This is a genomic window from Alsobacter soli (assembly GCF_003004785.1).
Taxonomy (GTDB): Bacteria; Pseudomonadota; Alphaproteobacteria; order Rhizobiales; family Beijerinckiaceae; genus Alsobacter; species Alsobacter soli.
This window is the reverse complement of record NZ_PVZS01000003.1, coordinates 133122-157337: the sequence shown is the minus strand read 5'-3', so window position 1 is coordinate 157337 and position 24216 is coordinate 133122. Positions and strand designations below refer to the sequence as shown.

Annotated in this window: 23 protein-coding genes; 20 read left to right on the top strand and 3 right to left on the bottom strand. The window is 65.9% G+C overall.

The window, feature by feature from the left end:
• Window position 1: 1 nt before the first annotated feature.
• A complete protein-coding gene (locus SLNSH_RS03755; protein ID WP_106335320.1) occupies window positions 2-418 on the bottom strand; it encodes a VOC family protein in 417 nt (138 codons plus the stop codon).
• A 177-nt stretch (window positions 419-595) separates the two neighbouring features.
• On the opposite strand from SLNSH_RS03755, the gene ku reads away from it, so the two are divergent.
• Together ku and ligD are read left to right on the top strand one after the other, a co-directional pair.
• Window positions 596-1483, top strand: a complete 888-nt coding sequence (ku, locus tag SLNSH_RS03750) for a non-homologous end joining protein Ku (RefSeq protein WP_158266664.1) — start codon at window positions 596-598, stop codon at window positions 1481-1483.
• Between the two features lie 144 nt (window positions 1484-1627).
• A complete protein-coding gene (gene ligD / locus SLNSH_RS03745; protein ID WP_106335441.1) occupies window positions 1628-4162 on the top strand; it encodes a DNA ligase D in 2535 nt (844 codons plus the stop codon).
• 76 nt (window positions 4163-4238) lie between these two features.
• On the opposite strand, the gene SLNSH_RS03740 is transcribed toward ligD, so the two are convergent.
• Window positions 4239-4655, bottom strand: coding sequence for a DUF1236 domain-containing protein (locus SLNSH_RS03740; protein WP_106335318.1), 417 nt, complete (start codon window positions 4653-4655; stop codon window positions 4239-4241).
• Between the two features lie 251 nt (window positions 4656-4906).
• Here SLNSH_RS03740 and SLNSH_RS03735 point away from each other — a divergent pair, with 251 nt between their 5' ends.
• A complete protein-coding gene (locus tag SLNSH_RS03735) occupies window positions 4907-5407 on the top strand; it encodes a response regulator (RefSeq protein ID WP_158266663.1) in 501 nt (166 codons plus the stop codon).
• Between the two features lie 6 nt (window positions 5408-5413).
• On the opposite strand, the gene SLNSH_RS03730 is transcribed toward SLNSH_RS03735, so the two are convergent.
• Complete coding sequence (locus SLNSH_RS03730) at window positions 5414-6169, bottom strand: SDR family NAD(P)-dependent oxidoreductase (RefSeq protein ID WP_106335316.1); 756 nt, start codon at window positions 6167-6169, stop codon at window positions 5414-5416.
• A 295-nt stretch (window positions 6170-6464) separates the two neighbouring features.
• Between SLNSH_RS03730 and SLNSH_RS03725 the strand changes: the two genes are divergently transcribed.
• From SLNSH_RS03725 to SLNSH_RS03645, 17 genes are all read left to right on the top strand, one after another.
• On the top strand, window positions 6465-6830 hold the full coding sequence (locus SLNSH_RS03725) for an NADH-quinone oxidoreductase subunit A (RefSeq protein WP_106335315.1): 366 nt from the start codon (window positions 6465-6467) through the stop codon (window positions 6828-6830).
• Window positions 6821-7405: a NuoB/complex I 20 kDa subunit family protein gene (locus SLNSH_RS03720; protein WP_106335314.1), complete on the top strand. Its 585-nt coding sequence runs from the start codon at window positions 6821-6823 to the stop codon at window positions 7403-7405. The genes SLNSH_RS03725 and SLNSH_RS03720 overlap by 10 nt, the downstream gene beginning before the upstream one ends.
• Before the next feature lie 100 nt (window positions 7406-7505).
• Entirely contained in the window at window positions 7506-8123 is a 618-nt protein-coding gene (locus tag SLNSH_RS03715; RefSeq protein ID WP_210202477.1) for an NADH-quinone oxidoreductase subunit C, read from the top strand.
• 20 nt (window positions 8124-8143) lie between these two features.
• Window positions 8144-9334: an NADH-quinone oxidoreductase subunit D gene (locus SLNSH_RS03710; protein WP_106335313.1), complete on the top strand. Its 1191-nt coding sequence runs from the start codon at window positions 8144-8146 to the stop codon at window positions 9332-9334.
• Between the two features lie 48 nt (window positions 9335-9382).
• Complete coding sequence (nuoE, locus tag SLNSH_RS03705) at window positions 9383-10366, top strand: NADH-quinone oxidoreductase subunit NuoE (RefSeq protein WP_106335312.1); 984 nt, start codon at window positions 9383-9385, stop codon at window positions 10364-10366.
• A 6-nt stretch (window positions 10367-10372) separates the two neighbouring features.
• Window positions 10373-11683, top strand: a complete 1311-nt coding sequence (gene nuoF, locus SLNSH_RS03700) for an NADH-quinone oxidoreductase subunit NuoF (protein WP_106335311.1) — start codon at window positions 10373-10375, stop codon at window positions 11681-11683.
• Window positions 11684-11697: 14 nt separating this feature from the next.
• Window positions 11698-13776 carry an NADH-quinone oxidoreductase subunit NuoG gene (gene nuoG, locus SLNSH_RS03695; RefSeq protein ID WP_106335310.1) on the top strand — a complete coding sequence of 693 codons (2079 nt, stop codon included), beginning with the start codon at window positions 11698-11700 and terminating at the stop codon, window positions 13774-13776.
• 11 nt (window positions 13777-13787) lie between these two features.
• Window positions 13788-14801, top strand: coding sequence for an NADH-quinone oxidoreductase subunit NuoH (gene nuoH / locus SLNSH_RS03690; RefSeq protein ID WP_106335309.1), 1014 nt, complete (start codon window positions 13788-13790; stop codon window positions 14799-14801).
• Between the two features lies 1 nt (window position 14802).
• Window positions 14803-15051, top strand: coding sequence for a hypothetical protein (locus SLNSH_RS03685; RefSeq protein ID WP_106335308.1), 249 nt, complete (start codon window positions 14803-14805; stop codon window positions 15049-15051).
• 68 nt (window positions 15052-15119) lie between these two features.
• Window positions 15120-15608: an NADH-quinone oxidoreductase subunit NuoI gene (nuoI, locus tag SLNSH_RS03680; protein WP_106335307.1), complete on the top strand. Its 489-nt coding sequence runs from the start codon at window positions 15120-15122 to the stop codon at window positions 15606-15608.
• A gap of 200 nt (window positions 15609-15808) precedes the next feature.
• Window positions 15809-16423 (top strand): NADH-quinone oxidoreductase subunit J, encoded by a 615-nt coding sequence (locus SLNSH_RS03675; RefSeq protein WP_106335306.1) that lies wholly within the window; start codon window positions 15809-15811, stop codon window positions 16421-16423.
• An 11-nt stretch (window positions 16424-16434) separates the two neighbouring features.
• Window positions 16435-16743 (top strand): NADH-quinone oxidoreductase subunit NuoK, encoded by a 309-nt coding sequence (gene nuoK, locus SLNSH_RS03670; protein WP_106335305.1) that lies wholly within the window; start codon window positions 16435-16437, stop codon window positions 16741-16743.
• 31 nt (window positions 16744-16774) lie between these two features.
• Entirely contained in the window at window positions 16775-18796 is a 2022-nt protein-coding gene (gene nuoL, locus SLNSH_RS03665) for an NADH-quinone oxidoreductase subunit L (RefSeq protein WP_106335304.1), read from the top strand.
• A 1-nt stretch (window position 18797) separates the two neighbouring features.
• Window positions 18798-20306 (top strand): NADH-quinone oxidoreductase subunit M, encoded by a 1509-nt coding sequence (locus SLNSH_RS03660; protein ID WP_106335303.1) that lies wholly within the window; start codon window positions 18798-18800, stop codon window positions 20304-20306.
• 10 nt (window positions 20307-20316) lie between these two features.
• Window positions 20317-21756 carry an NADH-quinone oxidoreductase subunit NuoN gene (nuoN, locus tag SLNSH_RS03655; protein WP_106335302.1) on the top strand — a complete coding sequence of 480 codons (1440 nt, stop codon included), beginning with the start codon at window positions 20317-20319 and terminating at the stop codon, window positions 21754-21756.
• A 1-nt stretch (window position 21757) separates the two neighbouring features.
• Window positions 21758-22540, top strand: coding sequence for a biotin--[acetyl-CoA-carboxylase] ligase (locus SLNSH_RS03650; protein ID WP_245422029.1), 783 nt, complete (start codon window positions 21758-21760; stop codon window positions 22538-22540).
• A gap of 4 nt (window positions 22541-22544) precedes the next feature.
• Entirely contained in the window at window positions 22545-24215 is a 1671-nt protein-coding gene (locus tag SLNSH_RS03645) for a ribonuclease J (protein WP_106335301.1), read from the top strand.
• The last annotated feature ends 1 nt before the right edge of the window (window position 24216 follow it).

The window sequence follows — 24216 nt, the reverse complement described above, 5'->3', positions numbered from 1 at the left end:
GTCAGGCTCCCAGAGGCCACAACCCAGGCGTGGCGAGTTCGAGCAAGTGACGGTCCGGATCTCGGAAGTAGATGCTCTGGCCGCCGCGTGGCCAAGTGGTCCGGCCTTCGATCGGAATGCCTTCCGAGGCAAGCTTGTCCTCCCACGCCTGGAGTTCCTCGGCCGCAATCGCGAAGGCGACATGCAGCGGGCCATGGCCGTCGTGGGGCGGGATCGTGCCGCCGGGCATATGGACGGTGCTCGTCGTCGACCCGCGCAGAAAAAGCAGCAGGATGTTGCGGCCGCCGACATCAAACGCGCACAGCCTTTCATCGGCGAACACCGGCTTGAGGCCGAGCTGTTGTTCGTAGAAGGCTCGCGCGCGCGGCAGGTCGTCCACATAGAGAGCCGTTTCTAGCACTGCGTTCAGGTTAGGCATTCGCACCGCCTCGGATCTTGGCGCCTCGCGTACTCGCCGGTCGCGCAAGCATTTCAAGACCACCATACATCACCGGCGACGCCCGACGGCGCCCGCGGCCACCCACGCCCGGAACCGCGCGCGGGCGCCGGAACTTGTCTGCCTGAGCCGAAGCCAATGCAGGCACAGGAGAACGGGATGGCGCCACGATCGGTCTGGAAGGGATACCTGAAGCTGTCGCTCGTGAATTGCGCAGTGGCGCTCTATCCCGCGGTGACCGAGGCGCGGGCGGTCCACTTCCATCGCATCAACCGCAAGACGGGAAACCGCCTCCGGATCCACCTTTTCGACGAGGAGACGGGACAGGAGGTCGAGAAGGAGGATCAGGCCAAGGGGTACGAGGTCGCGAAGGGCGAAATGGTCGAGGTCACCGAGGAAGAACTCGAGGATGTCCGCATCGAGGCCACCCACGTCATGGAGATCAATCGGTTCGTGGACAGGTCGGAAGTCGACCCCCTCTATTTCGATCGCCCGTATTTTCTCGCACCGGACGACAAGCCATCCCAGGAAGCTTTCCTGGTGATCCGGGAGGCGATGTCACGCCGCAAGCTGGCGGCGCTCTCGACGGTCGTCATGCACCAGCGCGAGCACATTGTCCTGCTCGAGCCGCGGGACGCCGGGCTCATGGCCACAGTCCTGCGCTGGCCCTATGAAGTGCGAAACGACGACGACGCCTTCGCGGACCTACCGAAGGATTCCGCCGTCGCCAAGGACCTGGCCGAGGTGGCCGACGCGCTGGTTGAGCGGAAGATGGGGCATTTCGACCCCGCCGCTTTCCGTGATCGCTACGAGGAAGCCCTTCGTTCGCTGCTGGAAGCCAAGAAGGCCGGCCACAAAGCCCCTGCAGCCCCGAACGCGCCCGCGCCCACGAAGCCCGCCGGCATCCTGGAGGCCTTGCGCATGAGCCTTCAGCAGGAGGACAAGCCCTCGGCCCGTCGCCGCCCCGCCCCGAGCGGCAGCAAGCCTGCAACGCCCGCCAAAAGACGGTCAGCCGCGGCGCCGCGCCGAGCGGCGGCGCGACGCTGACCAGGGGAGGGCGGATTGGCCACCAGAAAGGCGCCCAAATCCAGGACAACCGCCGAGGCGACCGCGCCCGCTAGCCGGCGGCCGGTATCGCCGGGTCGCGCTGGTGCACGAGGCAAGTCTGCAAAGACGGTGCAGCCCGACGGCGTGGATCCTCTCAGGATCTATCGCGAGAAGCGCGACTTCAGCCGGACGCCCGAGCCCGGCGCCAAGGTCAAGGAAGGGCCAGGTTTCCAGTTCGTGGTCCAGAAGCACGCGGCACGCCGGCTGCACTACGACCTCCGCCTCGAACTCGACGGCGTCCTCAAGAGCTGGGCTGTCACCCGAGGCCCGAGTCTGGTGGCGGGCGAGAAGCGCCTCGCCGTCCACACTGAAGATCACCCCATGCAGTATCTCGAGTTCGAGGGCGTCATTCCGCAGGGTGAATATGGCGGCGGGACCATGATCGTCTGGGATCGCGGAACTTGGTTCCCCGAGAACGATCCGCACAAGGGGCTCGCCAAGGGGCGCCTCGACTTCGCGCTGGACGGGGCTCGCCTGAAGGGGCGATGGCACCTCGTCCGCATGCGGCCGCGCCCGCACGAGAAGAAGGAGCAGTGGCTCCTGCTGAAGGGCGACGATGAGTTCGCCCGGACGCCAGAGGAACCCGACGTCCTTGAGGAAACCCGGTCCTTCCTGTCGGGGAAGACGAACGAGGAACTCGCGGCCGAGGGCGTCATCCGGGACGATCACGCGGCGCGACAAGCCCGAGCGTCATCCGCGTCGGTTACACCCCCCGAGGTCAAGCCCGCCAAGGCGCCCAAGGCCCGCAAGGGCCTTCTGCCCCTGTTCCTGGAGCCTAGCCTGGCATCGCTGGTCGAGCAGCCTCCGAGCGGGTCGGAATGGATTCACGAGATCAAATACGACGGCTATCGCATGCAGGCGCGGCTGGATGGCGGCCGGGTCCAATTGCTCACCCGCAAGGGGCTGGACTGGACGGCGCGATTCGGCCGGATTGCGGAGGCCGTCCAAAACTTGTCGCTCGGTTCGGCGCTTCTGGACGGTGAAATCGTCTCTGAGGGCGAAAATGGGGTCCCGAGCTTCAGCGGCCTACAGGCCGACCTGAAGGCGGGACGCCAGGAACGCATGGTCTATTACGTCTTCGACGTCTTGTACTTGGATGGCGTCGACCTCACCAGGACACCGCAGATCGAGCGCAAGCGCCTGCTCGAGGCGGCCCTTGCCGGATTGCCGGAAGGCACGCCCCTTCGCTACAGCGCGCATTTCGAGCACGACGGGGGCTCCATGCTGACCCATGCGTGCCGGCTGGGGCTCGAAGGGGTCGTGTCGAAGCGCAAGGACGCGCCCTATGTCCCGGACCGCGGCTCCCATTGGCTCAAGGCCAAGTGCGTGCTCCGGCAGGAGTTCGTGGTGATCGGCTACACCGTCTCCACCGCCGCCAAGCGTTCGATCGGCTCGCTTACGCTCGGCTACTACGAGGATGGCAAGCTCATTTATGCGGGGCGCTCGGGCACGGGGTTTTCCGGAGATGAATCCCAGAGCCTCTTCGCCGGCCTGTCGGCCATCGCGTCCGACAAGCCGCAGCTTGGGCGCAAGCCGCCGCAGGGAAGCGACAAGGGCGTTCGCTGGGTCGAACCGCGCTTTGTGGCTGAGATCGAGTTTCGGGGCTGGACCACCGACGGGCTCCTCCGCCAGTCCTCCTTCAAGGGGCTGCGGGAGGACAAGCCGCCGACCGAGGTGGTGCGCGAGGGCGGGTCGGGACGGGAGGACCCGAAGCCGGTCGACGCCACCGCGCTGGCAGGCGTGCGGCTGACCCACCCCGAGCGCATCCTGTGGGAGGACCAGGGCGTCACCAAGCAGGGACTGGCCGACTTCTACGCCGACATCGCGGATTGGGCCCTGCCGCATTTCGTCCGGCGGCCGCTCAGCCTGGTGCGCTGCCCCAACGGCGTCGGGCAGCAATGCTTTTTTCAGAAGCATCGATGGGAGGGGCTATCGCCCGACATCCATCCCGTCGATGTCGGCGACAGCGAGCCCATGACCTATATCGAGGACCTGCGCGGGCTCATGGGCCTCGTCCAGGCGGGCGTGCTGGAAATCCACCCCTGGGGCTCCAGCATCGAAGACATCGAGAAGCCCGACAGGCTCATCTTCGATCTCGACCCTGGCGAGGACGTCGCCTGGGGGCAGGTGATCGACGGCGCGCTCGAGATCCGGCGCCGGCTGGGCGATGACGGCCTGGAGAGCTTCGTCAAGACGTCCGGCGGCAAGGGCCTTCATGTGGTGGCGCCGCTCGAGCCCGCGGCGGATTGGGAAACCGCCAAGGACTACACCCGCCGCTTGGTTGCGGCGATGGAGCGCGACACGCCGTCTCTTTACGTGTCCACGATGGCCAAGCGGGTGCGGAAGGGCCGGATCTTCGTCGACTACCTGCGCAACGGGCGAGGAGCGACGGCGGTTGCGGCCTATTCGACACGGGCGAGGGCAGGGGCGCCTGTCTCTACTCCGCTGGCCTGGACCGAATTGTCAGAGGCCGTCAGGGGGGATCATTTCCGGATCGACAACCTGCGCCAACGCCTGGATTTTTTGGCCAACGATCCATGGGAAGGCTTTTTCAGCCTTCGCCAGAGGCTGCCTGGGGCGAAAGCTGTGCGGCGCGGCCGGTCTATAAAGCGCTCATAACAGAAACGGCTCCGGGATCGCCGGAGCCGTCCAAAGGCGCTCCAGGCCAGGCCTGGAGCGCGAATTTGGAGAGCGCTTACTCCACGACCTGCACCACGCGGCGGGTGTGCGGATCCACCAGCACGGTGCGGTTGTTGATGACCGAGTAGCGGTAGGTGGTCTTCACGCCGACATCCGCCGGGATCGGATAGAGCTCGACGCGCTCCGGCAGGGGCTCGCCCACGACAACGCGCTCGTTGTAGCTGACGGACGGGACGCGCTGCTCGACGACATAGCGGTGCACGCGGCTGCTGTCCGCCTGGGACAGCGTGCCGCCGACGATGGCGCCCGTCACGCCGCCCACGGCCGCGCCGATCGGGCCGCCGACGATCGCGCCGCCCACGGCGCCGGTCGCCGCGCCGGCCGCAGCGCCCGACTCGCCGGACTGCGCGAAAGCCGCGCCGGGGGCTAGAATCGCAAGCGACATCGCGGCGGCAAGAATTCCCTTGTTCATGGTCTCGTCCTCACTTTTCCTTTCGGTGCAGCAAGAACGTGGCCTTCGCCGGACGGTTCCCTTGAACCATTCACGAACTGTGACAAATGGCGAAAGCTTTTGATCTTCGCGGAAGAGGCGGCATCATTCCCAGTTGTATCCATCGTATGATGGCAACTGCAGGTACATTGCCGCGGCGTCAGACGGATTCATGGAACTTTTATTGAATGTCGGCATCATGAACGCGCGTAAAGTCATTCGGGTTAATGTTCATGCTGAGGGCGCCACTCTTTCCAAACCTGCCCGTCGTTGTGGCGGATGACAGTCCCTATGTGCGCCGGTTGATCCGCAACATGCTGATGCAGGTGGGCATGCGCGAGGTTCTCGACGCGGGGACCGGGCACGAAACGCTGGGTCAGCTTTCCTCGGTCACCCCAGGCTTGATTGTGCTGCAATGGGAGTTGCCGGAATTCTCGGCGGCCGAGATCCTCGATTTGCTGCGAGACCCGAACCGCGTGCGGGCCACGAACGTGCCCGTCATCGTCACCACTGAGCGACCGACCCGGCGCTTGTTGGACGCGGTGGCGGAGCGGCAAGTCCACCACGTGCTGCGCAAGCCGTTCTCGCCGAAGATGTTGTGGCAGCGGATCGGGGACTTTTATCCGGATCAGCGCGAGCCCGAGATGGACCCGCGCCTTTCCCCGACGTCAAAACAACCCAGCATGCTGCTGCAGCCGTCCCAGGTCGCCTGGGGCGGGGCGGCGGCGAGTTGAGGAGGCTCAGTACGTTGCGCGTCCGCCGGACAGGTCGAAGACAGCGCCGGTCGTGAAAGAGTTCTCCCTGGAAACGAGCCAGGCGATCATCGCCGCGGCTTCGTCGACCAGCAGGAAGCGTCCGCGCGGAATGCGCGACAGCATGTAGTCGATGTGCTCCTGTTTGATCTGATCGAAGATGCGGGTCTTCGCCGCGGCCGGCGTGACGCAGTTCACCGCGATGTCGTGGACGGCCAGTTCCTTGCCGAGCGACTTGGTGAGCGCGATGACGCCCGCCTTCGCTGCGGAATAGGCGGAGGCGTTGGGGTTGCCCTCCTTGCCGGCGATGGAGGCGACGTTGAGGATCCGGCCGTAGCCGCGCGCGACCATGCCGGGCGTGACCGCCTTGCAGCAATAGAAGACCCCGTTCAGGTCGATGTCGATGACCCGACGCCACTCCTCGATCGGATAGTCGGCCACGGGGTGGTTCGCGCCCGCGATCCCGGCGTTGTTGACGAGGATGTCGATCCTGCCGAATTCGGCCTCCGTCTTCCGGGCGGCGGCCGCGCAACTCGCGGGATCGGTTTGCTCGTACGCGACGGTGAATACGCGACCTTGGGCGGCGAGCGAGGCGGCTGCTTCAGCCAATAAGGATTCGTCCCGATCCCAGAGGGCGACGGCGGCTCCGGACTGCAGCAGGCGCGCGGCGACCGCATAGCCGATTCCCTGCGCGCCGCCGGTGACTGCGGCGGCCTGGCCTTGGAGGTCGATGGTGTTGGGCATAAGTGAGCGTTTCCCGATGGTTGCCGACGCGATCATACGGATCGAGAGCCGACGGTCGAGCCCGCGGCGCGCAGAGCTGAAGAGCGCGGCGTTTGGTCGACGAAGTGCGACCCCCTTCCGTCTTGCGGTTCGCAATCCGCTGAGATAAGCCTCCGCGCGACCCTCCAAAGAGGGGTCGGGCGCATGACTTCGGCGTTTTTGCGACCGGCTCAACCTCCTCTGGTTGCGTCAGCCTCGGGAAAGCCGATTGGCGCACCCGCCCTGTTGAAAGTTTGGCCGCCCGCGCGGAGACGCCATGCCTGAGCTTCTGGTCGACTACCTGCCGCTCGTGATCTTCATCGGCGTGTCGCTGGTGATCGCGGCTGCGCTGCTCGTCGCCCCCTTCATCATCGCCTACAAGAATCCGGATCCGGAGAAGCTGTCGGCATATGAGTGCGGGTTCAACGCGTTCGACGACGCGCGCATGAAGTTCGACGTGCGCTTCTACCTCGTATCGATCCTGTTCATCATCTTCGACCTCGAGGTGGCGTTCCTGTTTCCGTGGGCGGTGGCCTTCAAGGAAGTCGGCGTTTTCGGCTTCTGGTCGATGATGACGTTCCTCGGCGTCCTCACGATCGGCTTCGTGTACGAGTGGAGAAAAGGAGCCCTGGAATGGGATTGACCCTCAGCAACGAGGGCGCGCTCGTCGCTCCTGCGCCCAAGGGCATCATCGACCCCAACACCGGGAAGCCGGTGGGGCACAATGACCCGTTCTTCTCGGATGTGAACGCGGAGCTCGCCGACAAGGGCTTCATTGTCACGGCCACGGACGACCTCATCCAGTGGGCCCGCACGGGCTCGCTGATGTGGATGACGTTCGGGCTCGCCTGCTGCGCGGTCGAGATGATGCAGCTGTCGATGCCGCGCTACGACGTGGAGCGCTTCGGGTTCGCGCCCCGCGCTTCGCCGCGCCAGTCGGACGTGATGATCGTCGCCGGCACGCTGACAAACAAGATGGCCCCCGCGCTCCGCAAGGTCTACGACCAGATGCCGGAACCGCGCTACGTCATCTCCATGGGCAGCTGCGCCAACGGCGGCGGGTACTACCACTATTCCTACTCGGTGGTCCGCGGCTGCGACCGCATCGTGCCGATCGACGTCTACGTGCCCGGTTGCCCGCCCACGGCCGAGGCGCTGCTCTACGGCGTGCTGCTGCTGCAGAAGAAAATCCGCCGCACCGGCACCATCGAACGTTAAGGCGGGCGGGCTTCCGCCCGCTCTGCGCGTGGCCCGTCCTGGGCCGTCCGAGTTCCTCTGCGCGGCTCCCGCGCGACCTGACCGAAGAAAGCCAGTTCTCATGCCGGTTCTCTTGGACGAGACGCTGAAACAGCTTGGCGAAGCCATTCAGAACGCGCTTCCGGGCGCGGTGACTGGCTGGAAGTTGGCCTTCGGCGACCTGTCGATCGAGGCTGAAGCTGCGCAGATCGTCCCAGTGCTGACCCGGCTGCGCGACGACGCGCAGTTCGGTTTCGTCAGTTTCATCGACATCTGCGGGGTGGACTACCCGGCGCGCGAGAAGCGCTTCGATGTCGTCTATCACCTGCTCTCCCCGAAGCTGAACCTGCGCGTGCGCGTCAAGGTTCAGACGGACGAGGTCACGCCAGTTCCGTCCGCCATCTCGGTCTTTCCGGCCGCCAACTGGTTCGAGCGCGAAGCCTACGACATGTATGGCATCCTGTTCTCCGGACACCCGGACCTGCGCCGGATCCTCACGGACTACGGCTTCGAGGGTTATCCGCTCCGGAAGGACTTCCCGACCACCGGCTTCGTGGAGGTGCGCTGGGACGAGGAGCAGAAGCGGGTCGTCTACGAGCCCGTCCGGCTGACCCAGGAATTCCGCAGCTTTGATTTCCTCTCGCCCTGGGAGGGCACGGATTACGTGTTGCCCGGCGACGAGAAGGCCAAGCAGGCCTGAGCGAGGGGAGGGAGATCGCCATGGGCGAGCAGCAGATCCGCAATTTCTCGATCAACTTCGGGCCGCAGCATCCTGCGGCCCACGGCGTGCTCCGGCTGGTGCTGGAACTGGACGGGGAAGTGGTCGAGCGCGTCGACCCGCATATCGGCCTGCTGCATCGCGGCACCGAAAAGCTGATCGAATCCAAGACTTACCTGCAGTCCGTGCCCTATTTCGATCGGCTCGACTATGTCGCGCCGATGAACCAAGAGCATGCGTTCTGCCTGGCCGTGGAGCGTCTGCTTGGCATCAGCGTCCCGCGTCGCGCCCAACTGATCCGCGTTCTCTACGCCGAGATCGGCCGGATCCTGTCCCATCTCCTCAACGTGACCACGCAGGCCATGGACGTGGGCGCGCTCACCCCGCCGCTGTGGGGCTTCGAGGAGCGCGAGAAGCTCATGATCTTTTATGAGCGGGCCTCGGGGTCGCGCATGCATGCGGCCTATTTCCGGCCGGGCGGCGTGCGGCTCGATCTGCCGCCGGACCTGATCGACGACATCGACGCGTGGTGCGATCCGTTCCTGAAGGTCCTGGACGACCTCGACGTGCTCTTCATCGGGAACCGCATCTTCAAACAGCGCAACGTCGATATCGGCGTGGTTTCGCTGGAGGAATGCTGGGCCTGGGGCTTCTCGGGCGTGATGGTGCGCGGCTCGGGCGCGGCATGGGACCTGCGCAAGGCGCAGCCCTACGAGTGCTACGAGGAGATGGATTTCGACATCCCGGTGGGCCGCAACGGCGACAACTACGATCGCCAGGTGATCCGCATGGAGGAGATGCGCCAGTCCGTGCGCATCATGAAGCAGTGCATCGCCAAGCTGCGCGAGCCGGCCGGGCAGGGGCCCGTGTCGACGATGGACGGCAAGATCGCGCCGCCGCGCCGCGGCGAGATGAAGCGCTCCATGGAGGCGCTCATCCACCACTTCAAGCTCTACACCGAAGGCTTCCACGTTCCGGAAGGCGATATCTACGCGGCCGTCGAGGCGCCGAAGGGCGAGTTCGGCGTCTATCTCGTGGCGGACGGCACCAACAAGCCCTACCGCTGCAAGATCCGCGCTCCGGGCTTCGCCCATCTCCAGGCCATGGACCACATGAACCGCGGCCACATGCTGGCAGACGTGTCGGCGATCCTCGGATCGCTCGACATCGTGTTCGGCGAGGTGGATCGGTGATTGATTTCGCGCGCGCCGGTTTCCGGCTAGCGCGGGTATGAGGACGTCATGTCAGTCAGAAGACTAGCCGCCGAAACGGTCCAGCCCGCGAACTTCGCCTTCACGCCGGAGAACCTCTCCTGGGCGCAGGGCATCATCGCGAAATATCCGGAAGGCCGGCAGGCCTCGGCCGTGATCCCGCTGCTGTGGCGCGCCCAGGAGCAGCACGACTACTGGCTGCCGAAGGCGGCCATCGAGTATGTCGGCCAGATGCTCGGAATGCCCTATATCCGCGTGCTCGAGGTCGCGACCTTCTACACGATGTTCAACCTGGAGCCGGTTGGGAAGCACTTCATCCAGCTCTGCGGCACGACCCCCTGCCGCCTGCGCGGCGCGGAGGACCTGATCAAGGTCTGCCACGATCGGATTGGGGACCAGCGCCACGTCTCTGCGGATGGCAACTTCTCCTGGCTCGAGGTCGAGTGCCTGGGCGCGTGCTGCAACGCCCCGATGGTGCAGATCAACAACGACTTCTACGAGGACCTGACGGCCGAGAGCTTCAATGCGCTGCTCGACGACCTGGCCGCCGGCCGTCCCGTCAAGAAGGGCCCGCAGAACGGCCGCGTCTCCTCCGAGCCGCTCGGCGGGCCGAACACGCTGACCGATCCATCGCTGTTCGACGGCTCCGTGGTCGGCGCCTGGCGCAAGCGATTCGAGGAAGAGGACGCGAAGGTCAAGGCCGCCGCCGCCGAGAAGGAGGCAGCGGACCGCGCCCAGGCCGCCCAGGCTGCCGTGACGCCAAAGCCGGCCAAGCCGAGCGACGATACGGCCGGCACGAAGGCGACCGATACGCCCGCCCACCGCGTCGCCGAAGGCAAGCCGGCCGTGTCGCCGGCGGACCAGGCCAAGGCCGCCGACGCCTCGAACGCTTCTTCCGACGAACCGCTCTCGAAGCGGCCAGACGCGCCGACGCAGGACCGCGCATCCTCGTATGCGGCCAACCCGAACCAAGGCGAGGTCGCCAAGCCCGCCGACGACAAGGCGAAGGGGTGAGCGGACATGCTTGCTGATCGCGATCGCATTTTCACGAACCTCTACGGGCTGCATTCGCCGGGCTTGAAGGCCGCGCAGATGCGCGGCGCCTGGGACGGCACCAAGTTCCTGCTCGAAAAGGGCAAGGACTGGATCATCGACGAGATGAAGAAGTCCGGCCTGCGCGGCCGCGGCGGCGCCGGCTTCCCTACGGGCCTGAAGTGGTCCTTCATGCCCAAGCAGTCCGACGGCCGCCCGAGCTACCTCGTCATCAACGGCGATGAGTCCGAGCCCGGCACCTGCAAGGACCGCGAGATTCTGCGCCACGACCCGCACCTGCTGATCGAAGGCGCCATGATCGCGTCCTTCGCGATGGGCGCGCACGCTGCGTACATCTACATTCGCGGCGAGTTCATCGCGGAGCGTGAAGCGCTTCAGCGCGCCGTGGACGAGGCCTATGAGGCTCGCCTCATCGGCAAGGACAACATCCACGGCTACCCCTTCGATTTCATCGTTCACCACGGAGCCGGCGCCTATATCTGCGGCGAAGAGACGGCGCTGCTGGAGAGCCTGGAAGGCAAGAAGGGCATGCCGCGGCTGAAGCCGCCGTTCCCGGCCAACATGGGCCTCTACGGTTGCCCGACCACGGTCAACAACGTCGAGTCGATCGCCGTCGCCGGCACCATCCTGCGCCGTGGCGCCGCATGGTTCGCGGGCCTCGGCCGGCCCAACAACACCGGCACCAAGCTCTTCTGCGTCTCCGGGCACGTGAACACGCCCTGCAACGTGGAAGAGGAGATGGGCCTCACCTTCCGTGAGCTGATCGACCGCCACTGCGGCGGCATCCGCGGCGGCTGGGACAACCTGCTCTGCGTCATCCCGGGCGGCTCTTCGGTCCCGCTCGTCCCGGCCGAGCAGATCATCGACGCCAACATGGACTTCGACACGCTGCGCAACCTCAAGTCCGGCTTGGGCACGGCGGCCGTGATCGTGATGGACAAGTCGACCGACATCGTGCGGGCGATCGCTCGCATCTCGTACTTCTACAAGCACGAGAGCTGCGGCCAGTGCACGCCCTGCCGCGAGGGCACCGGCTGGATGTGGCGCGTGCTCAACCGCATGGCCGAGGGCCGCGCGCAGAAGCGCGAGATCGACATGCTGCTCGAGGTCACGACCCAGGTCGAAGGCCACACGATCTGCGCGCTGGGCGACGCCGCAGCATGGCCGGTCCAGGGCCTGATCCGGCATTTCCGGCACGAGATCGAGAAGCGCATCGACCAGTACGCGGCCAACCCGCACAGCGAGCCCGTTCGCAACTACGGCGTGGCGGCGGAATAAGAGAGAGTGCATCGATGACCAAGATCATCGTCGACGGCATCGAGATCGACGTTCCGGCCGACTACACGCTCCTTCAGGCGTGCGAGGAGGCGGGCGCCGAGATCCCGCGCTTCTGCTTCCACGAGCGGCTCTCGATCGCGGGCAACTGCCGCATGTGCCTCGTGGAGGTGAAGGGTGGGCCGAAGCCGGTCGCGTCCTGCGCCTGGGCCGTGCGCGATTGCCGCCCGGGCCCGAACGGCGAGCCCCCGGTCATCTCCACCAAGTCGCCCATGGTGAAGAAGGCCCGCGAGGGGGTGATGGAGTTCCTCCTCATCAACCACCCGCTGGATTGCCCGATCTGCGACCAGGGCGGGGAGTGCGACCTGCAGGACCAGGCGATGGCCTACGGCGTCGACACGTCGCGCTTCGCCGAGAACAAGCGCGCCGTCGAGGACAAGTACATCGGCCCGCTGGTCAAGACGCAGATGAACCGCTGCATCCAGTGCACGCGCTGCGTCCGCTTCACCACGGAAGTGGCCGGCGTGCCGGATCTCGGCGCAATCGGCCGCGGCGAGGATATGGAGATCACCTCCTATCTCGAGAACGCGATGCAGTCCGAGCTGCAGGGCAACGTCATCGACCTGTGCCCGGTCGGCGCGCTGACCTCGAAGCCCTTCGCCTTCAAGGCGCGTCCTTGGGAACTGTCCAAGACCGAGTCCGTCGACGTCATGGACGCGCTCGGCTCGGCCATCCGCGTCGATGCCCGCGGGCGCGAGGTGATGCGCATCCTGCCGCGCATCAACGAGGCGGTGAACGAAGAGTGGATCTCCGACAAGACCCGCTTCGTTTGGGACGGCCTGAAGACTCAGCGCCTCGATCGGCCCTATGTGCGCGTCGACGGCCGGCTGCGGCCCGCGTCGTGGGGCGAGGCGTTCCAGGCCATCGCCGCCAAGCTGAAGGGCGCAGATCCGAAGCGCATCGGCTTCATCGCGGGCGACCTCGCGTCCGTCGAAGAGATGTATGCGCTGAAGCTGCTCGCGTCTTCCCTCGGCGTCGCTAATATCGACGGCCGCCAGGACGGCACGAAGCTGCATCCGAAGTTCGGGCGGGCCTCGTACCTGTTCAACAGCACCGTACTGGGGATCGAGGAAGCGGACGCGATCCTGCTGGTCGGCTCCGATCCGCGGCGCGAAGCGCCGGTTCTGAACGCCCGCATCCGCAAGCGCTGGCGCATGGGGCCGCTGCCGATCGGCCTGGTGGGCGAGCCCGTGGACCTGACCTATGACGTCCAGGCTCTTGGCGCCGGGGCTGAGACGTTGGCCGGTATCGCCGACGGCTCGGTCGCTTTCGCGGGCGTGCTCAAGAACGCGAAGAAGCCGCTGATCATCGTGGGGCAGGGCGCCCTGACGAGGCCGGATGGCGAAGCGGTCCTGGCGCTCGCCGCCAAGGTCGCGCAAGCCGTCGGCGCGGTCACGCCGGAGTGGAACGGCTTCAGCGTGCTTCACACGGCGGCCGCCCGCGTCGGCGCGCTCGACCTCGGCCTCGTGCCGGGCGAAGGCGGTCTCGACGCCGCCAGCATGGCGGCGCCAGGCGGCGCCGACGTGCTCTTCCTGCTGGGCGCCGACGAGATCGAGGTCGCCCCCGGCGCCTTCGTGATCTACCAGGGCACCCATGGCGACCGTGGCGCCCATCGCGCCGACGTGATCCTGCCGGGCGCGGCCTACACCGAGAAGCACGGGACTTACGTCAACACCGAGGGCCGGGTGCAACTCGGCGCTCGCGCGAGCTTCCCGCTGGGCGAGGCCAAGGAGGACTGGGCCATCCTGCGCGCCTTGTCGGACGTGCTCGGGCATCGCCTCCCGTTCGACTCCCTGCAGCAACTGCGGGCGAAGCTCTACGCCGACGTTCCGCACATGGCGCAGATCGACCGCATCGTCCCTGCGGACCCGGCCGCCATCGCGGGGCTTGCCGCGGCGGGTGGAGCCCCCGACAAGGCCCCGTTCCGCCGCGCGGTGACGGACCTGTATCTCACGAACCCGATCGCCCGCGCTTCGGCGGTCATGGCCGAGTGCTCGGCGTTGGCTCAGGGCGGCGTCGCCGTCGCGGCCGAGTAAGGGACACAGCGATGGACCTCTTCCTCTCCGTGCTGTTGATGCTGGGCAAGAGCCTGCTGCTCATCGTCGCCCTGCTCGTCTTCATCGCCTTCGCGCTCTATGGCGACCGCAAGGTGTGGGCGGCTGTCCAGCTGCGCCGTGGCCCGAACGTGGTCGGGCCGTGGGGCTTGATGCAGTCCTTCGCCGACCTCCTCAAGTTCGCCTTGAAGGAGCCGGTAATTCCCGCGGGCGCCAACAAGGGCCTGTTCCTGCTGGCCCCGTTCGTGACCACCCTGCTGGCCTTGTCGGCGTGGGCGGTGATCCCGCTCAACGATGGCTGGGCGCTAGCCGACATCAATGTCGGCATCCTATACCTGTTCGCGATTTCGTCGCTGGGCGTCTACGGCGTCATCATGGGCGGCTGGGCGTCGAACTCGAAGTACCCGTTCCTGTCGGCGCTTCGCTCGGCGGCGCAGATGGTGTCCTACGAAGTCTCTATCGGCTTCGTGATCATCACGGTGCTGCTCTGCGTGGGCTCGCTCAACCTGACCGACATCGTCAACGCGCAGGACACGCGCGCCGGCCTGCTCGGCTGGTATTGGCTGCCCCTGCTGCCAATGTTCGTGATCTTCTTCATCTCGGCCATGGCCGAGACGAACCGTCCTCCTTTCGACCTGGTCGAGGCGGAGTCGGAGCTCGTGGCGGGCTTCATGGTCGAGTACTCCTCGACGCCGTACCTCCTGTTCATGCTAGGCGAGTACGTGGCCATCATGACCATGTGCGCGCTGATGACGATCCTGTTCCTTGGCGGCTGGCTGTCGCCGATCCCGTTCGCGCCCTTCACCTGGGTGCCTGGCGTGATCTGGTTCGTCCTCAAGGCGTCCTTCATGTTCTTCCTCATCGCCATGGTGAAGGCTTTCGTGCCGCGCTACCGGTACGACCAGCTCATGCGGCTTGGCTGGAAGGTGTTCCTTCCGATCTCGCTGGCCATGGTGGTGATCGTCGCCGGCGTGCTCCAGCTCACGGGCTGGGCTCCGGGGCACTGAGATGGAGCTCTCCATCCCGGGCCTGATGGGCGCCGCCATAGGGCTGGCGTTGGGCTACGTCGACTTTCGTGTGGTCGGCGGCGTGGTGGAGAGCAGGTTGCGCAAGCTGGACCGCTCCGGCAGTCCAGACGAAAAGGCGGTCTTCGAACGGAAGCTGGGCGTCCTGCGCGGCGTGCTGTTCCTGGGGACCGTGATGTTCTTCCCGGTGATCGGATACCTGCTCGGGTTGACGGTCTCGGGCCGCGGTTGATCGCCGGCGGGGCAGGGGCCTCGCAGGCATGACATGAGAGCGGCGCGCGAGCGCCCGGAGTGAGACGGATGGCATTCGCCCAGGCTGCACGGTCGCTGATCTTGAAGGAGTTCGTGGACGCCTTCGTGCTGTCCATGCGGTACTTCTTCAAGCCCAAGCCGACCTTGAACTATCCCTATGAGCGCGGTCAGATCTCGCCGCGCTTTCGCGGCGAGCACGCGCTTCGCCGGTATCCCAACGGGGAAGAGCGCTGCATCGCGTGCAAGCTGTGCGAGGCGATCTGCCCCGCTCAGGCCATCACGATCGAGGCTGGTCCCCGCCGCAACGACGGCACGCGGCGCACGACCCGTTACGACATCGACATGACGAAGTGCATCTACTGCGGCTTCTGCCAGGAGGCCTGCCCGGTGGACGCCATCGTCGAAGGGCCGAACATGGAGTTCTCCACCGAGACCCGCGAGGAGCTGTTCTACGACAAGCAGCGGCTGCTCGATAACGGCGCCCGGTGGGAACGCGAAATCGCTCGCAACATCGCTCAGGACGCGCCCTACCGCTGAGGCGGTTCGCCTGGGCGAGCCCGCCCGAAGTCGGGTTGTCGCCTCGGGAATCGGCGTCTATAGACGGCGCGGCGCCCGATTGGGCGATTGAGGTTTCAGGATGGCCGTCCCGCGGCCATTCGCAGTCAGGGCCGGGCCGCTGGGCCAGGTTCGGGGATCGTACGAGGCCGCCGCCCGGCGGCCGGTGAGGAACCAGCACGATGGCAGCCGCCGCCTTCTTCTACCTGTTCGCGGGGATCACCCTGGCCTCGGCCCTGATGGTGATCGCTGCGAAGAATCCCGTGCATTCGGTTCTCTTCCTGATCCTCGCCTTCGTGAACGCCGCCGGCTTGTTCCTGCTGATGGGCGCCGAGTTCCTGGCGATGATCCTCGTGGTCGTCTATGTCGGGGCGGTCGCGGTGCTCTTCCTGTTCGTCGTGATGATGCTGGACGTGGACTTCGCGCAATTGCGGCAGGGCTTCCTGAGCTACCTGCCGTTCGGCGCGGTGATCGCGCTCATGCTGCTGGTCGAGCTGGTGCTGGTGGTCACGACCTACATCGTGCAGCCCGGCGCTTTGAAGGGCCCGGCCCCAGCGGCGCCGTCCGCCGACGCGCTGATATCCAATACCGAGGCGCTCGGCCGAGTGCTCTACACCCAGTATCTCTACTTCTTCCAGGCTGCGGGGCTCGTGCTGCTGGTCGCCATGATCGGCGCGATCGTGCTGACGCTTCGCCACAAAGCCGGCGTCAAGCGCCAGGACATCTCCCGCCAGGTCGCCCGTACGCCTGAGGCCGCGGTCGAGATCAAGAAGGTGCCGTTCCGGCAGGGCGTCTAAGGAATTTCGCGATGATCATCGGTCTCGGACACTACCTGACGGTCGCGGCGATGCTGTTCACGCTCGGCGTGTTCGGCATCTTCATCAACCGCAAGAACGTCATCGTCATCCTGATGTGCGTCGAGCTCATCCTGCTCGGAGTGAACATCAATCTCGTGGCGTTCTCGACCTTCGGCGGCGACCTCGTCGGACAGGTCTTCGCCCTGCTGATCCTGACCGTAGCGGCCGCCGAGGCCGCCATCGGGCTCGCGATCCTCGTCGTCTACTTCCGCAACCGCGGCTCCATCGCGGTTGAGGACATCAACATGATGAAGGGCTGACTCGGGGCCTTGTCCCCGACGGGAAACGGACATGTATCAGGCCATCGTCTTCCTGCCGCTCGTCGGCTTCCTCATCGCCGGCCTTTTCGGCCGCATCATCGGCGCCCGCGCCAGCGAGGTGGTCACGACCGCCTTCCTGATGGCGGCAGCGCTGCTGTCCTGGATCGCCTTCTTCCAGGTCGGCCTCGGTCACCACGAAGCCCTGCGGGTGCAGGTGGCCCAGTGGATGGTCGCGGGCGATCTCAAGGTCGACTGGGCCTTCCGCATCGACACGCTGACGGTCGTCATGCTGGTGGTCGTGAACACGGTGTCATCGCTGGTTCACCTCTACTCCATCGGCTACATGCACGAGGATCCGCACCGGCCGCGGTTTTTCGCCTATCTGTCGCTCTTCACCTTCGCCATGCTGATGCTGGTGACGTCGGACAATCTGGTGCAGATGTTCTTCGGCTGGGAGGGCGTCGGCCTGGCGTCCTATCTGCTCATCGGCTTCTGGTACCAGAAGCCGTCGGCCGTGGCGGCGGCCATGAAGGCCTTCATCGTCAACCGCGTCGGCGACTTCGGTTTCTCGCTGGGCATCTTCCTCGTGTTCGTGCTGTCGGGCTCGGTCGCCTTCCCGGAGATCTTCCCGAAGGCCGAGGAGATCGCGAAGGGAACGTTTCACTTCATCGGCTACGACTGGAACGCGATGACCATCGCCTGCCTGCTGCTCTTCATGGGCGCGATGGGCAAGTCGGCGCAGTTCCTGCTTCACACCTGGCTGCCTGACGCGATGGAGGGGCCGACCCCGGTGTCGGCGCTCATTCACGCCGCGACCATGGTGACCGCCGGCGTATTCATGGTGGCGCGCCTCTCGCCGCTCTTCGAGCAGTCGCATGTCGCGCTGTCCGTTGTGATGATCGTAGGCGCCACGACGGCGTTCTTCGCCGGCACCATCGGGCTCGTGCAGAACGACATCAAGCGCGTCATCGCCTATTCGACCTGCTCGCAGCTCGGCTACATGTTCGTGGCGCTGGGCGCAGGCGCGTATGGCGCTGGCATCTTCCATCTGTTCACGCACGCCTTCTTCAAGGCCCTGCTGTTCCTGGGCGCCGGCTCCGTGATCCACGCCATGCACCACGAGCAGGACATTCGCCACATGGGCGGCCTGGCTCGGAAGATCCCGTTCACGACGGTGATGTTCGCCATCGGCACGCTCGCGCTGACCGGCTTCCCGCTCACCGCGGGCTACTACTCGAAGGATGCGATCATCGAGTCATCCTACGCGGCGCACACGTTCGGCAATGCGTACGCGTTCATCCTGCTGTCGATCACGGCCGGCCTGACCTCGTTCTACTCGTGGCGTCTGTTCTTCGTGACCTTCATGGGAGCGCCGCGCTGGGATACGCCGCACGGGCATGATCTGGCCGTCAGCCACCACGTCGAGTCCGAGGATGACAGCCATGGGTCGCATGCCCATGCGGGCGATCACGGGCATGGCCATCACGAGCCGCACGAGTCGCCGCTCACCATGCTGATCCCGCTCGGCGTGCTCGGCCTGGGCGCCCTGTTCGCTGGCCTGGTGTTCGAAGGCTACTTCTTCGGCCACGCCTATGACGAGTTCTGGAAGAACGCGCTGCACACAGGCCCGGAGAACCACATCCTTCACGCCGTGCACGAGATCCCCGCCTGGGCGAAGTACTCGCCGACGGTCGAGATGATCATCGGCTTCGTGGTGGCCTACATCTTCTACATTCAGAAGCCCTATCTGCCGCGCCAGCTCGCCGAGAGCCAGCCGCTGCTCTACCGGTTCCTGCTGAACAAGTGGTACTTCGACGAGCTTTACGACGTGATCTTCGTGCGCCCGGCGAAGTGGCTGGGCCGGTTCCTCTGGAAGAAGGGCGACGGGGCGGTCATCGACGGCTTCGGTCCCGACGGCGTGTCGGCCCGCGTGGTCGACGTCACCCAGGCCGTGGTGCGGCTGCAGACCGGCTACGTCTACCACTACGCCTTCGCGATGCTGATCGGCGTGGCGGCCCTGGTCACCTGGTACATGTTCGGCGGAGCCCACTGAGATGATGTCCCACCTGCTCACGGGCCTGCTCGTCCTGCCGCTGGCCGGCGCGCTGTTCGTCCTGATGACCCGGGGCGACACGGAGGCGGGCCAGAGGAACATCCGCTGGATCTCTCTGATCGCGACGGTCGTCACCTTCCTGTTGTCGCTGGTCGCCTGGGGACGCTTCGACGCGGGGAACCCGACGTTCCAGTTGGTCGAGGAGGGCGCGTGGCTCTCCGAGACGATCAAGTTCAAGCTGGGCGTGGACGGCTTCTCCATGCCGTTCATCATGCTCACGACGTTTCTGATGCCGTTCTGCATCGTGGCGTCGTGGATCTCGGTCGAGAAACGCGTGAAGGAGTACTTCATCGCGTTCCTGGTGCTCGAGTCGCTGATGATCGGCGTCTTCGCCGCCCTGGACCTCGTGCTCTTCTACCTGTTCTTCGAGGCTGGCCTCATCCCGATGTTCCTGATCATAGGCATCTGGGGTGGCAAGCGGCGCATCTACGCGAGCTTCAAGTTCTTCCTCTACACCCTGCTCGGGTCGCTGCTGATGCTGGTCGCCATCATGGCGATGTACTGGGACGCCGGCACGACGGATATCCCGACGCTGCTTGCGCACAAGTTCCCGCATGGCATGCAGTTCTGGCTGTGGCTGGCCTTCTTCGCGTCTTTCGCGGTGAAGATGCCGATGTGGCCGGTGCACACCTGGCTGCCTGACGCTCACGTGGAGGCGCCGACGGCGGGTTCGGTGATCCTGGCCGCCATCCTGCTGAAGATGGGCGGCTACGGTTTCATCCGGTTCTCGATCCCGATGTTCCCGGATGCGTCCCACTACTTCGCGCCGTTCATGTTCGCCCTGTCGGTGATCGCGATCGTCTACACGTCGCTGGTCGCGCTGATGCAGGAGGACATGAAGAAGCTCATCGCCTACTCGTCGGTGGCGCATATGGGCTTCGTAACCATGGGCCTGTTCACCCTCACGCCCCAGGGCATCCAGGGCGCCATGTTCCAGATGGTCAGCCACGGCATCGTGTCGGGCGCGCTCTTCCTTTGCGTGGGCGTGATCTACGACCGCATGCACACCCGCGAGATCGCGGCCTATGGCGGTCTGACGGAGCCGATGCCGAAATACGCGGTGGCGCTCATGGTGTTCACCATGGCCAATGTGGGCCTGCCGGGCACGTCTGGCTTCGTCGGCGAGTTCCTGACGCTGCTGGGCGCCTTCCGGGCCAATACCTGGGTGGCGTTCTTCGCCACAACGGGCGTGATCCTGTCTGCCGCTTATGCGCTTTGGCTTTACGCCCGCGTCATGTTCGGTCCGTTCGAGAAGCCGAGCCTGAAGGGCATTCTCGACCTCACGCCTCGCGAGGTCGGCCTGCTGGTTCCGCTGGTCCTGCTGACGATCTACTACGGCGTGCATCCGGCCCCCGTGCTCGACGCCTTCGCCGCATCCACCGACGCATTGTTGAAGACCACGCAGACCGCGCTCGCGGGCGCTGCCAAGATCGCCTCCGCGGCGCACTGAGGACCGTTCGATGCCTGGATTGACCGCTGCCGTTCCGGCCTTCGGCCTCGCGCTGCCGGAGATCGTCCTCGCCGCGGGCGCGCTCGTGCTGGTGCTGATCGGCGCCATTCGCGGGGAGCGCTCCGTCGGCCTGATCACCGGCTTGGCTCTGGCCCTGATCATCCTGGTCGGCGCGCTGGTGTTCGTGCGCACGGGCAAGGCCGTGACCTTCAACGGCTCCTTCGTGCAGGACGACTTCGCGCGCTTCATGAAGATCGCGGCGCTCGTCGGCTCCGGCGTGGCGCTCGTGATGTCGATCGACTTCTGGCGCGGTGAGCGCGTCGATCGGTTCGAGTACGCCATTCTTATCGTGCTCTCGACGCTGGGCATGATGATGATGATCTCGGCCGGGGACCTCATCGCGCTGTATCTCGGTCTGGAACTAATGAGCCTGGCGCTTTATGTCGTGGCCGCGATCCATCGCGACAACGTCCGGGCGACGGAGGCGGGCCTCAAGTACTTCGTGCTCGGCGCCCTTTCCTCCGGCATGCTGCTCTACGGCGCGTCGCTGATCTATGGCTTCACCGGCTCCGTGTCGTTCGGCGGCATCGCCACCGCGCTGAAGGACCACAACTCGACCGGCGTGATCTTCGGGCTGGTGTTCGTGATGGCGGGCCTTTGCTTCAAGATCTCGGCGGTCCCGTTCCACATGTGGACCCCTGACGTCTACGAAGGCGCGCCGACTCCGGTCACCGCTTTCTTCGCGGCGGCTCCCAAGATGGCCGCCATGGCGCTTGCGGTGCGTGTCGTCATCACGGCCTTCCCCGGCATCCTGACGCAGTGGCAGCAGATCATCGTCTTCGTGTCGATCGCCTCCATGGGCCTTGGCGCCTTTGCGGCGATCGGGCAGCGCAACATCAAGCGACTGATGGCCTATTCGTCGATCGGCCACATGGGCTTCGCCCTCGTGGGGCTCGCCGCGGGCACGACCGAAGGCGTCCAGGGCGTCGCCATCTACATGGCGATCTACCTGGTGATGACGCTCGGCTGCTTCGCCGTGATCCTCGCCATGAAGCGCAAGGACGTCTACGTCGAGAACATCGACGATCTCGCCGGCCTGGGCCGCACGGCGCCGGCGACGGCGTTCGTGTTCGCCATGCTGATGTTCTCGCTGGCCGGCATCCCGCCGCTCGCGGGCTTCTTCGCCAAGTGGTACGTCTTCGCCGCGGCCGTGCATGCCAACCTTTATACGTTGGCTGTCATCGGTGTTCTCACGTCCGTGGTCAGCACGTTCTACTACCTGCGCATCGTCAAGGTGATGTACTTCGATGAGCCGGCGGAAGCGTTCGACCCGATGACGCCCGTTCTGAAGGTGGTTTCGGGACTGTCCGGCGCCTTTATCCTGCTGTTCTGGCTTTGGCCGGCTCCGCTCGTGACGGCCGCGACGGCGGCCGCCAAGTCGCTGTTCTGACGTGAAGCTCGGCCCGGCGGCGCAGGCGGAAGGCTATAGGCTCGAGAGTTTCGCGACGCTCGGGTCGACCAACGACGAGGCCATGGCGCGGGCCAGGGCCGGGGATCCTGGGCGGCTCTGGATCACGGCCCAGGCCCAGGAGCAGGGCAGGGGGCGCAGCGGCCGTCGCTGGGTCTCGCCAAAGGGAAACCTCTACGCCAGCCTTCTGCTGCGGTCTCCCTGTGCTCCCTCGGTCGCTCCGCAACTTGGGTTCGTCGCGGCGGTCGCGTTGCACCGAGCCCTCTCTGGGGTGACCGGGCTCCCCCCGGGCCGGCTCGCCTTGAAGTGGCCAAACGACCTTCTGCTGGATAGGGCCAAGCTGGCCGGCGTTCTGGTCGAGGGCTCGCTGCTCGGGGACGAACTGGCCGTCGTGATCGGCATCGGCGTCAACGCCGCCCATCATCCGGCTGAAACGCCCTATCCGGCCACGGATCTCGGAGCGGCAGGCTTGCCGGTCGGCGTAGCGCCCCTGTTCGCTTCCCTTTCGGATTCACTGGCGCTCACATTCAAGCGCTGGGCGGGCGGCGAGGCCTTCGGCGCCATTCGGCGTGACTGGCTCGACCGCGCCGGCGGGCTTGGCGAGACGATCACGGTGCGGCGTCCAGAAGGGGACAGGCGGGGCGTCTTCGTCGATCTGGATCCGGGTGGGCGTTTGCTGCTGGATGAAGGTGGCCGTAGGGTCGCGATCGAGGCCGGAGACGTCTTCCTGGCCGGTTTGAACGACAATCCTCGAATTGGAGCGTGAACTGATGGCGTTGGGCGACGACGAACTCGTCTTCGTGCCGCTGGGCGGATTGGGCGAGATCGGCATGAACGCCGCCCTGTATGGGTTCGGCCCCAAGGGCCGGCGCAAGTGGATCATGGTGGACTGCGGGGTCGCTTTTGCGGGCGACGACCTGCCGGGCATCGATCTGCTGATGCCCGACTTGCGATTTCTCGAAGCCAATCAGCGCGATCTCCTGGGCGTGATCATCACGCACGCGCATGAGGACCATATCGGCGCGCTAGCGGATTTGTGGCCGCGCCTGCAGGCGCCGGTCTACGCTACGCGCTTCGCTGCGGACCTGCTCGAAGTGCGGCGCTTCAACGAGCAGAGCGGCCGCAAGATCCCGATGAACGTCATGGAGCGGGGCGGCCGCGTCCAACTCGGCCCCTTTGAGATCGAGATCGTCGGCATGGCGCACTCCATTCCGGAGTCCTGCGCCCTCGCCATTCGGACGCCGGCCGGGACGGTCATCCACACCGGCGACTGGAAAATCGACCCGACGCCGGGGGCCAGTTGGATCACCGACGAGAAGCGCCTGCGCGAAATCGGCGACGAGGGCGTGCTGGCCCTGATCTGCGATTCCACCAACGTCGTGCGCGGGGGGGAAAGTCCCTCGGAAGCGGACGTGGCGGCTTCGCTGAAGCAGATCATCGCGGAAGCCAAGAACCGCGTCGCCGTCACCACCTTCGCCTCGAACGTGGCCCGCATCCGCGCAGTGGCGGAGGCCGCGGCCGCGAATGGGCGGGAGTGCATCGCGATCGGGCGGGCCATGGATCGCGTGATCCAGGTCGCGACCGAGCTGGGTTACCTCGATGGCCTGCCCCCGTTCCGGGGGGCGGACGCTTACGGCTATCTCCCGAGGGACAAGGTCGTGGCTCTGTTGACGGGTAGCCAGGGCGAGCCCCGCGCCGCGCTGGCGCGCGTGGCGGAAGACCAGCACCCGGATGTCGCGCTGGCCTCGGGCGACCTGGTGATCCTGTCGTCCCGCACCATTCCGGGCAACGAGAAGGCGGTCGGGCGCATCGTGAACAACCTGATCCGTCAGGGCGTCGAGATCATCACCGACAGGACCCACCTCGTGCATGTGTCCGGCCATCCCCGCCGGGGCGAGCTCGAGCGCATGTATTCCTGGGTGCGGCCAAAGGTGGCTGTTCCGGTCCATGGCGAGCCGCTGCATCTACATGAGCACGCCAAGCTCGCTCGGTCCCTGGGCGTGGAGGAGGTCGTCGTCGCCAAGGACGGCGACATGATCCTTCTCGGTCCGGATAGGGCGGGGATCATCGACGAGGTGCCGTACGGGCGGTTGTTCAAGGATGGGGAGTTGCTGATCAGCGCCGGCGAGTCCACCGTCCAGGAACGCAGGCGGCTTGCATTCGCCGGTGTGGTGTCCGTGGCGCTGGCTCTGGACGGGCGGGGAGACCTGGTCGGCGATCCCGGCTTCGAGATCACCGGGCTTCCCCAGAAGACGCGCAACGGCGAGCCGTTCGAGGACGTGATCGACGAGGCCATCGTCTCCGTGCTCCAGAGCCTGCCGCGCCAGCGGCGTCGTGATCCGGACCTCGTCGAGAACGCCATCGAGCGAGCGGTGCGCGCGGCCGTCGGCGAGGCCTGGGGCAAGAAGCCCACGTGCCATGTGCACGTCGTGCTCGTCTGAG

Excerpts from the sequence above, each read along its gene's own strand:
- SLNSH_RS03755 (WP_106335320.1), bottom strand. The coding sequence starts at position 418 with ATGCCTAACCTGAACGCAGTGCTAGAAACGGCTCTCTATGTGGACGAC.
- ku (WP_158266664.1), top strand. The coding sequence starts at position 596 with ATGGCGCCACGATCGGTCTGGAAGGGATACCTGAAGCTGTCGCTCGTG.
- SLNSH_RS03740 (WP_106335318.1), bottom strand. The coding sequence starts at position 4,655 with ATGAACAAGGGAATTCTTGCCGCCGCGATGTCGCTTGCGATTCTAGCC.
- SLNSH_RS03735 (WP_158266663.1), top strand. The coding sequence starts at position 4,907 with ATGCTGAGGGCGCCACTCTTTCCAAACCTGCCCGTCGTTGTGGCGGAT.
- SLNSH_RS03730 (WP_106335316.1), bottom strand. The coding sequence starts at position 6,169 with ATGCCCAACACCATCGACCTCCAAGGCCAGGCCGCCGCAGTCACCGGC.
- SLNSH_RS03725 (WP_106335315.1), top strand. The coding sequence starts at position 6,465 with ATGCCTGAGCTTCTGGTCGACTACCTGCCGCTCGTGATCTTCATCGGC.
- SLNSH_RS03720 (WP_106335314.1), top strand. The coding sequence starts at position 6,821 with ATGGGATTGACCCTCAGCAACGAGGGCGCGCTCGTCGCTCCTGCGCCC.
- SLNSH_RS03715 (WP_210202477.1), top strand. The coding sequence starts at position 7,506 with ATGCCGGTTCTCTTGGACGAGACGCTGAAACAGCTTGGCGAAGCCATT.
- SLNSH_RS03710 (WP_106335313.1), top strand. The coding sequence starts at position 8,144 with ATGGGCGAGCAGCAGATCCGCAATTTCTCGATCAACTTCGGGCCGCAG.
- nuoE (WP_106335312.1), top strand. The coding sequence starts at position 9,383 with ATGTCAGTCAGAAGACTAGCCGCCGAAACGGTCCAGCCCGCGAACTTC.
- nuoF (WP_106335311.1), top strand. The coding sequence starts at position 10,373 with ATGCTTGCTGATCGCGATCGCATTTTCACGAACCTCTACGGGCTGCAT.
- nuoG (WP_106335310.1), top strand. The coding sequence starts at position 11,698 with ATGACCAAGATCATCGTCGACGGCATCGAGATCGACGTTCCGGCCGAC.
- nuoH (WP_106335309.1), top strand. The coding sequence starts at position 13,788 with ATGGACCTCTTCCTCTCCGTGCTGTTGATGCTGGGCAAGAGCCTGCTG.
- SLNSH_RS03685 (WP_106335308.1), top strand. The coding sequence starts at position 14,803 with ATGGAGCTCTCCATCCCGGGCCTGATGGGCGCCGCCATAGGGCTGGCG.
- nuoI (WP_106335307.1), top strand. The coding sequence starts at position 15,120 with ATGGCATTCGCCCAGGCTGCACGGTCGCTGATCTTGAAGGAGTTCGTG.
- SLNSH_RS03675 (WP_106335306.1), top strand. The coding sequence starts at position 15,809 with ATGGCAGCCGCCGCCTTCTTCTACCTGTTCGCGGGGATCACCCTGGCC.
- nuoK (WP_106335305.1), top strand. The coding sequence starts at position 16,435 with ATGATCATCGGTCTCGGACACTACCTGACGGTCGCGGCGATGCTGTTC.
- nuoL (WP_106335304.1), top strand. The coding sequence starts at position 16,775 with ATGTATCAGGCCATCGTCTTCCTGCCGCTCGTCGGCTTCCTCATCGCC.
- SLNSH_RS03660 (WP_106335303.1), top strand. The coding sequence starts at position 18,798 with ATGATGTCCCACCTGCTCACGGGCCTGCTCGTCCTGCCGCTGGCCGGC.
- nuoN (WP_106335302.1), top strand. The coding sequence starts at position 20,317 with ATGCCTGGATTGACCGCTGCCGTTCCGGCCTTCGGCCTCGCGCTGCCG.
- SLNSH_RS03645 (WP_106335301.1), top strand. The coding sequence starts at position 22,545 with ATGGCGTTGGGCGACGACGAACTCGTCTTCGTGCCGCTGGGCGGATTG.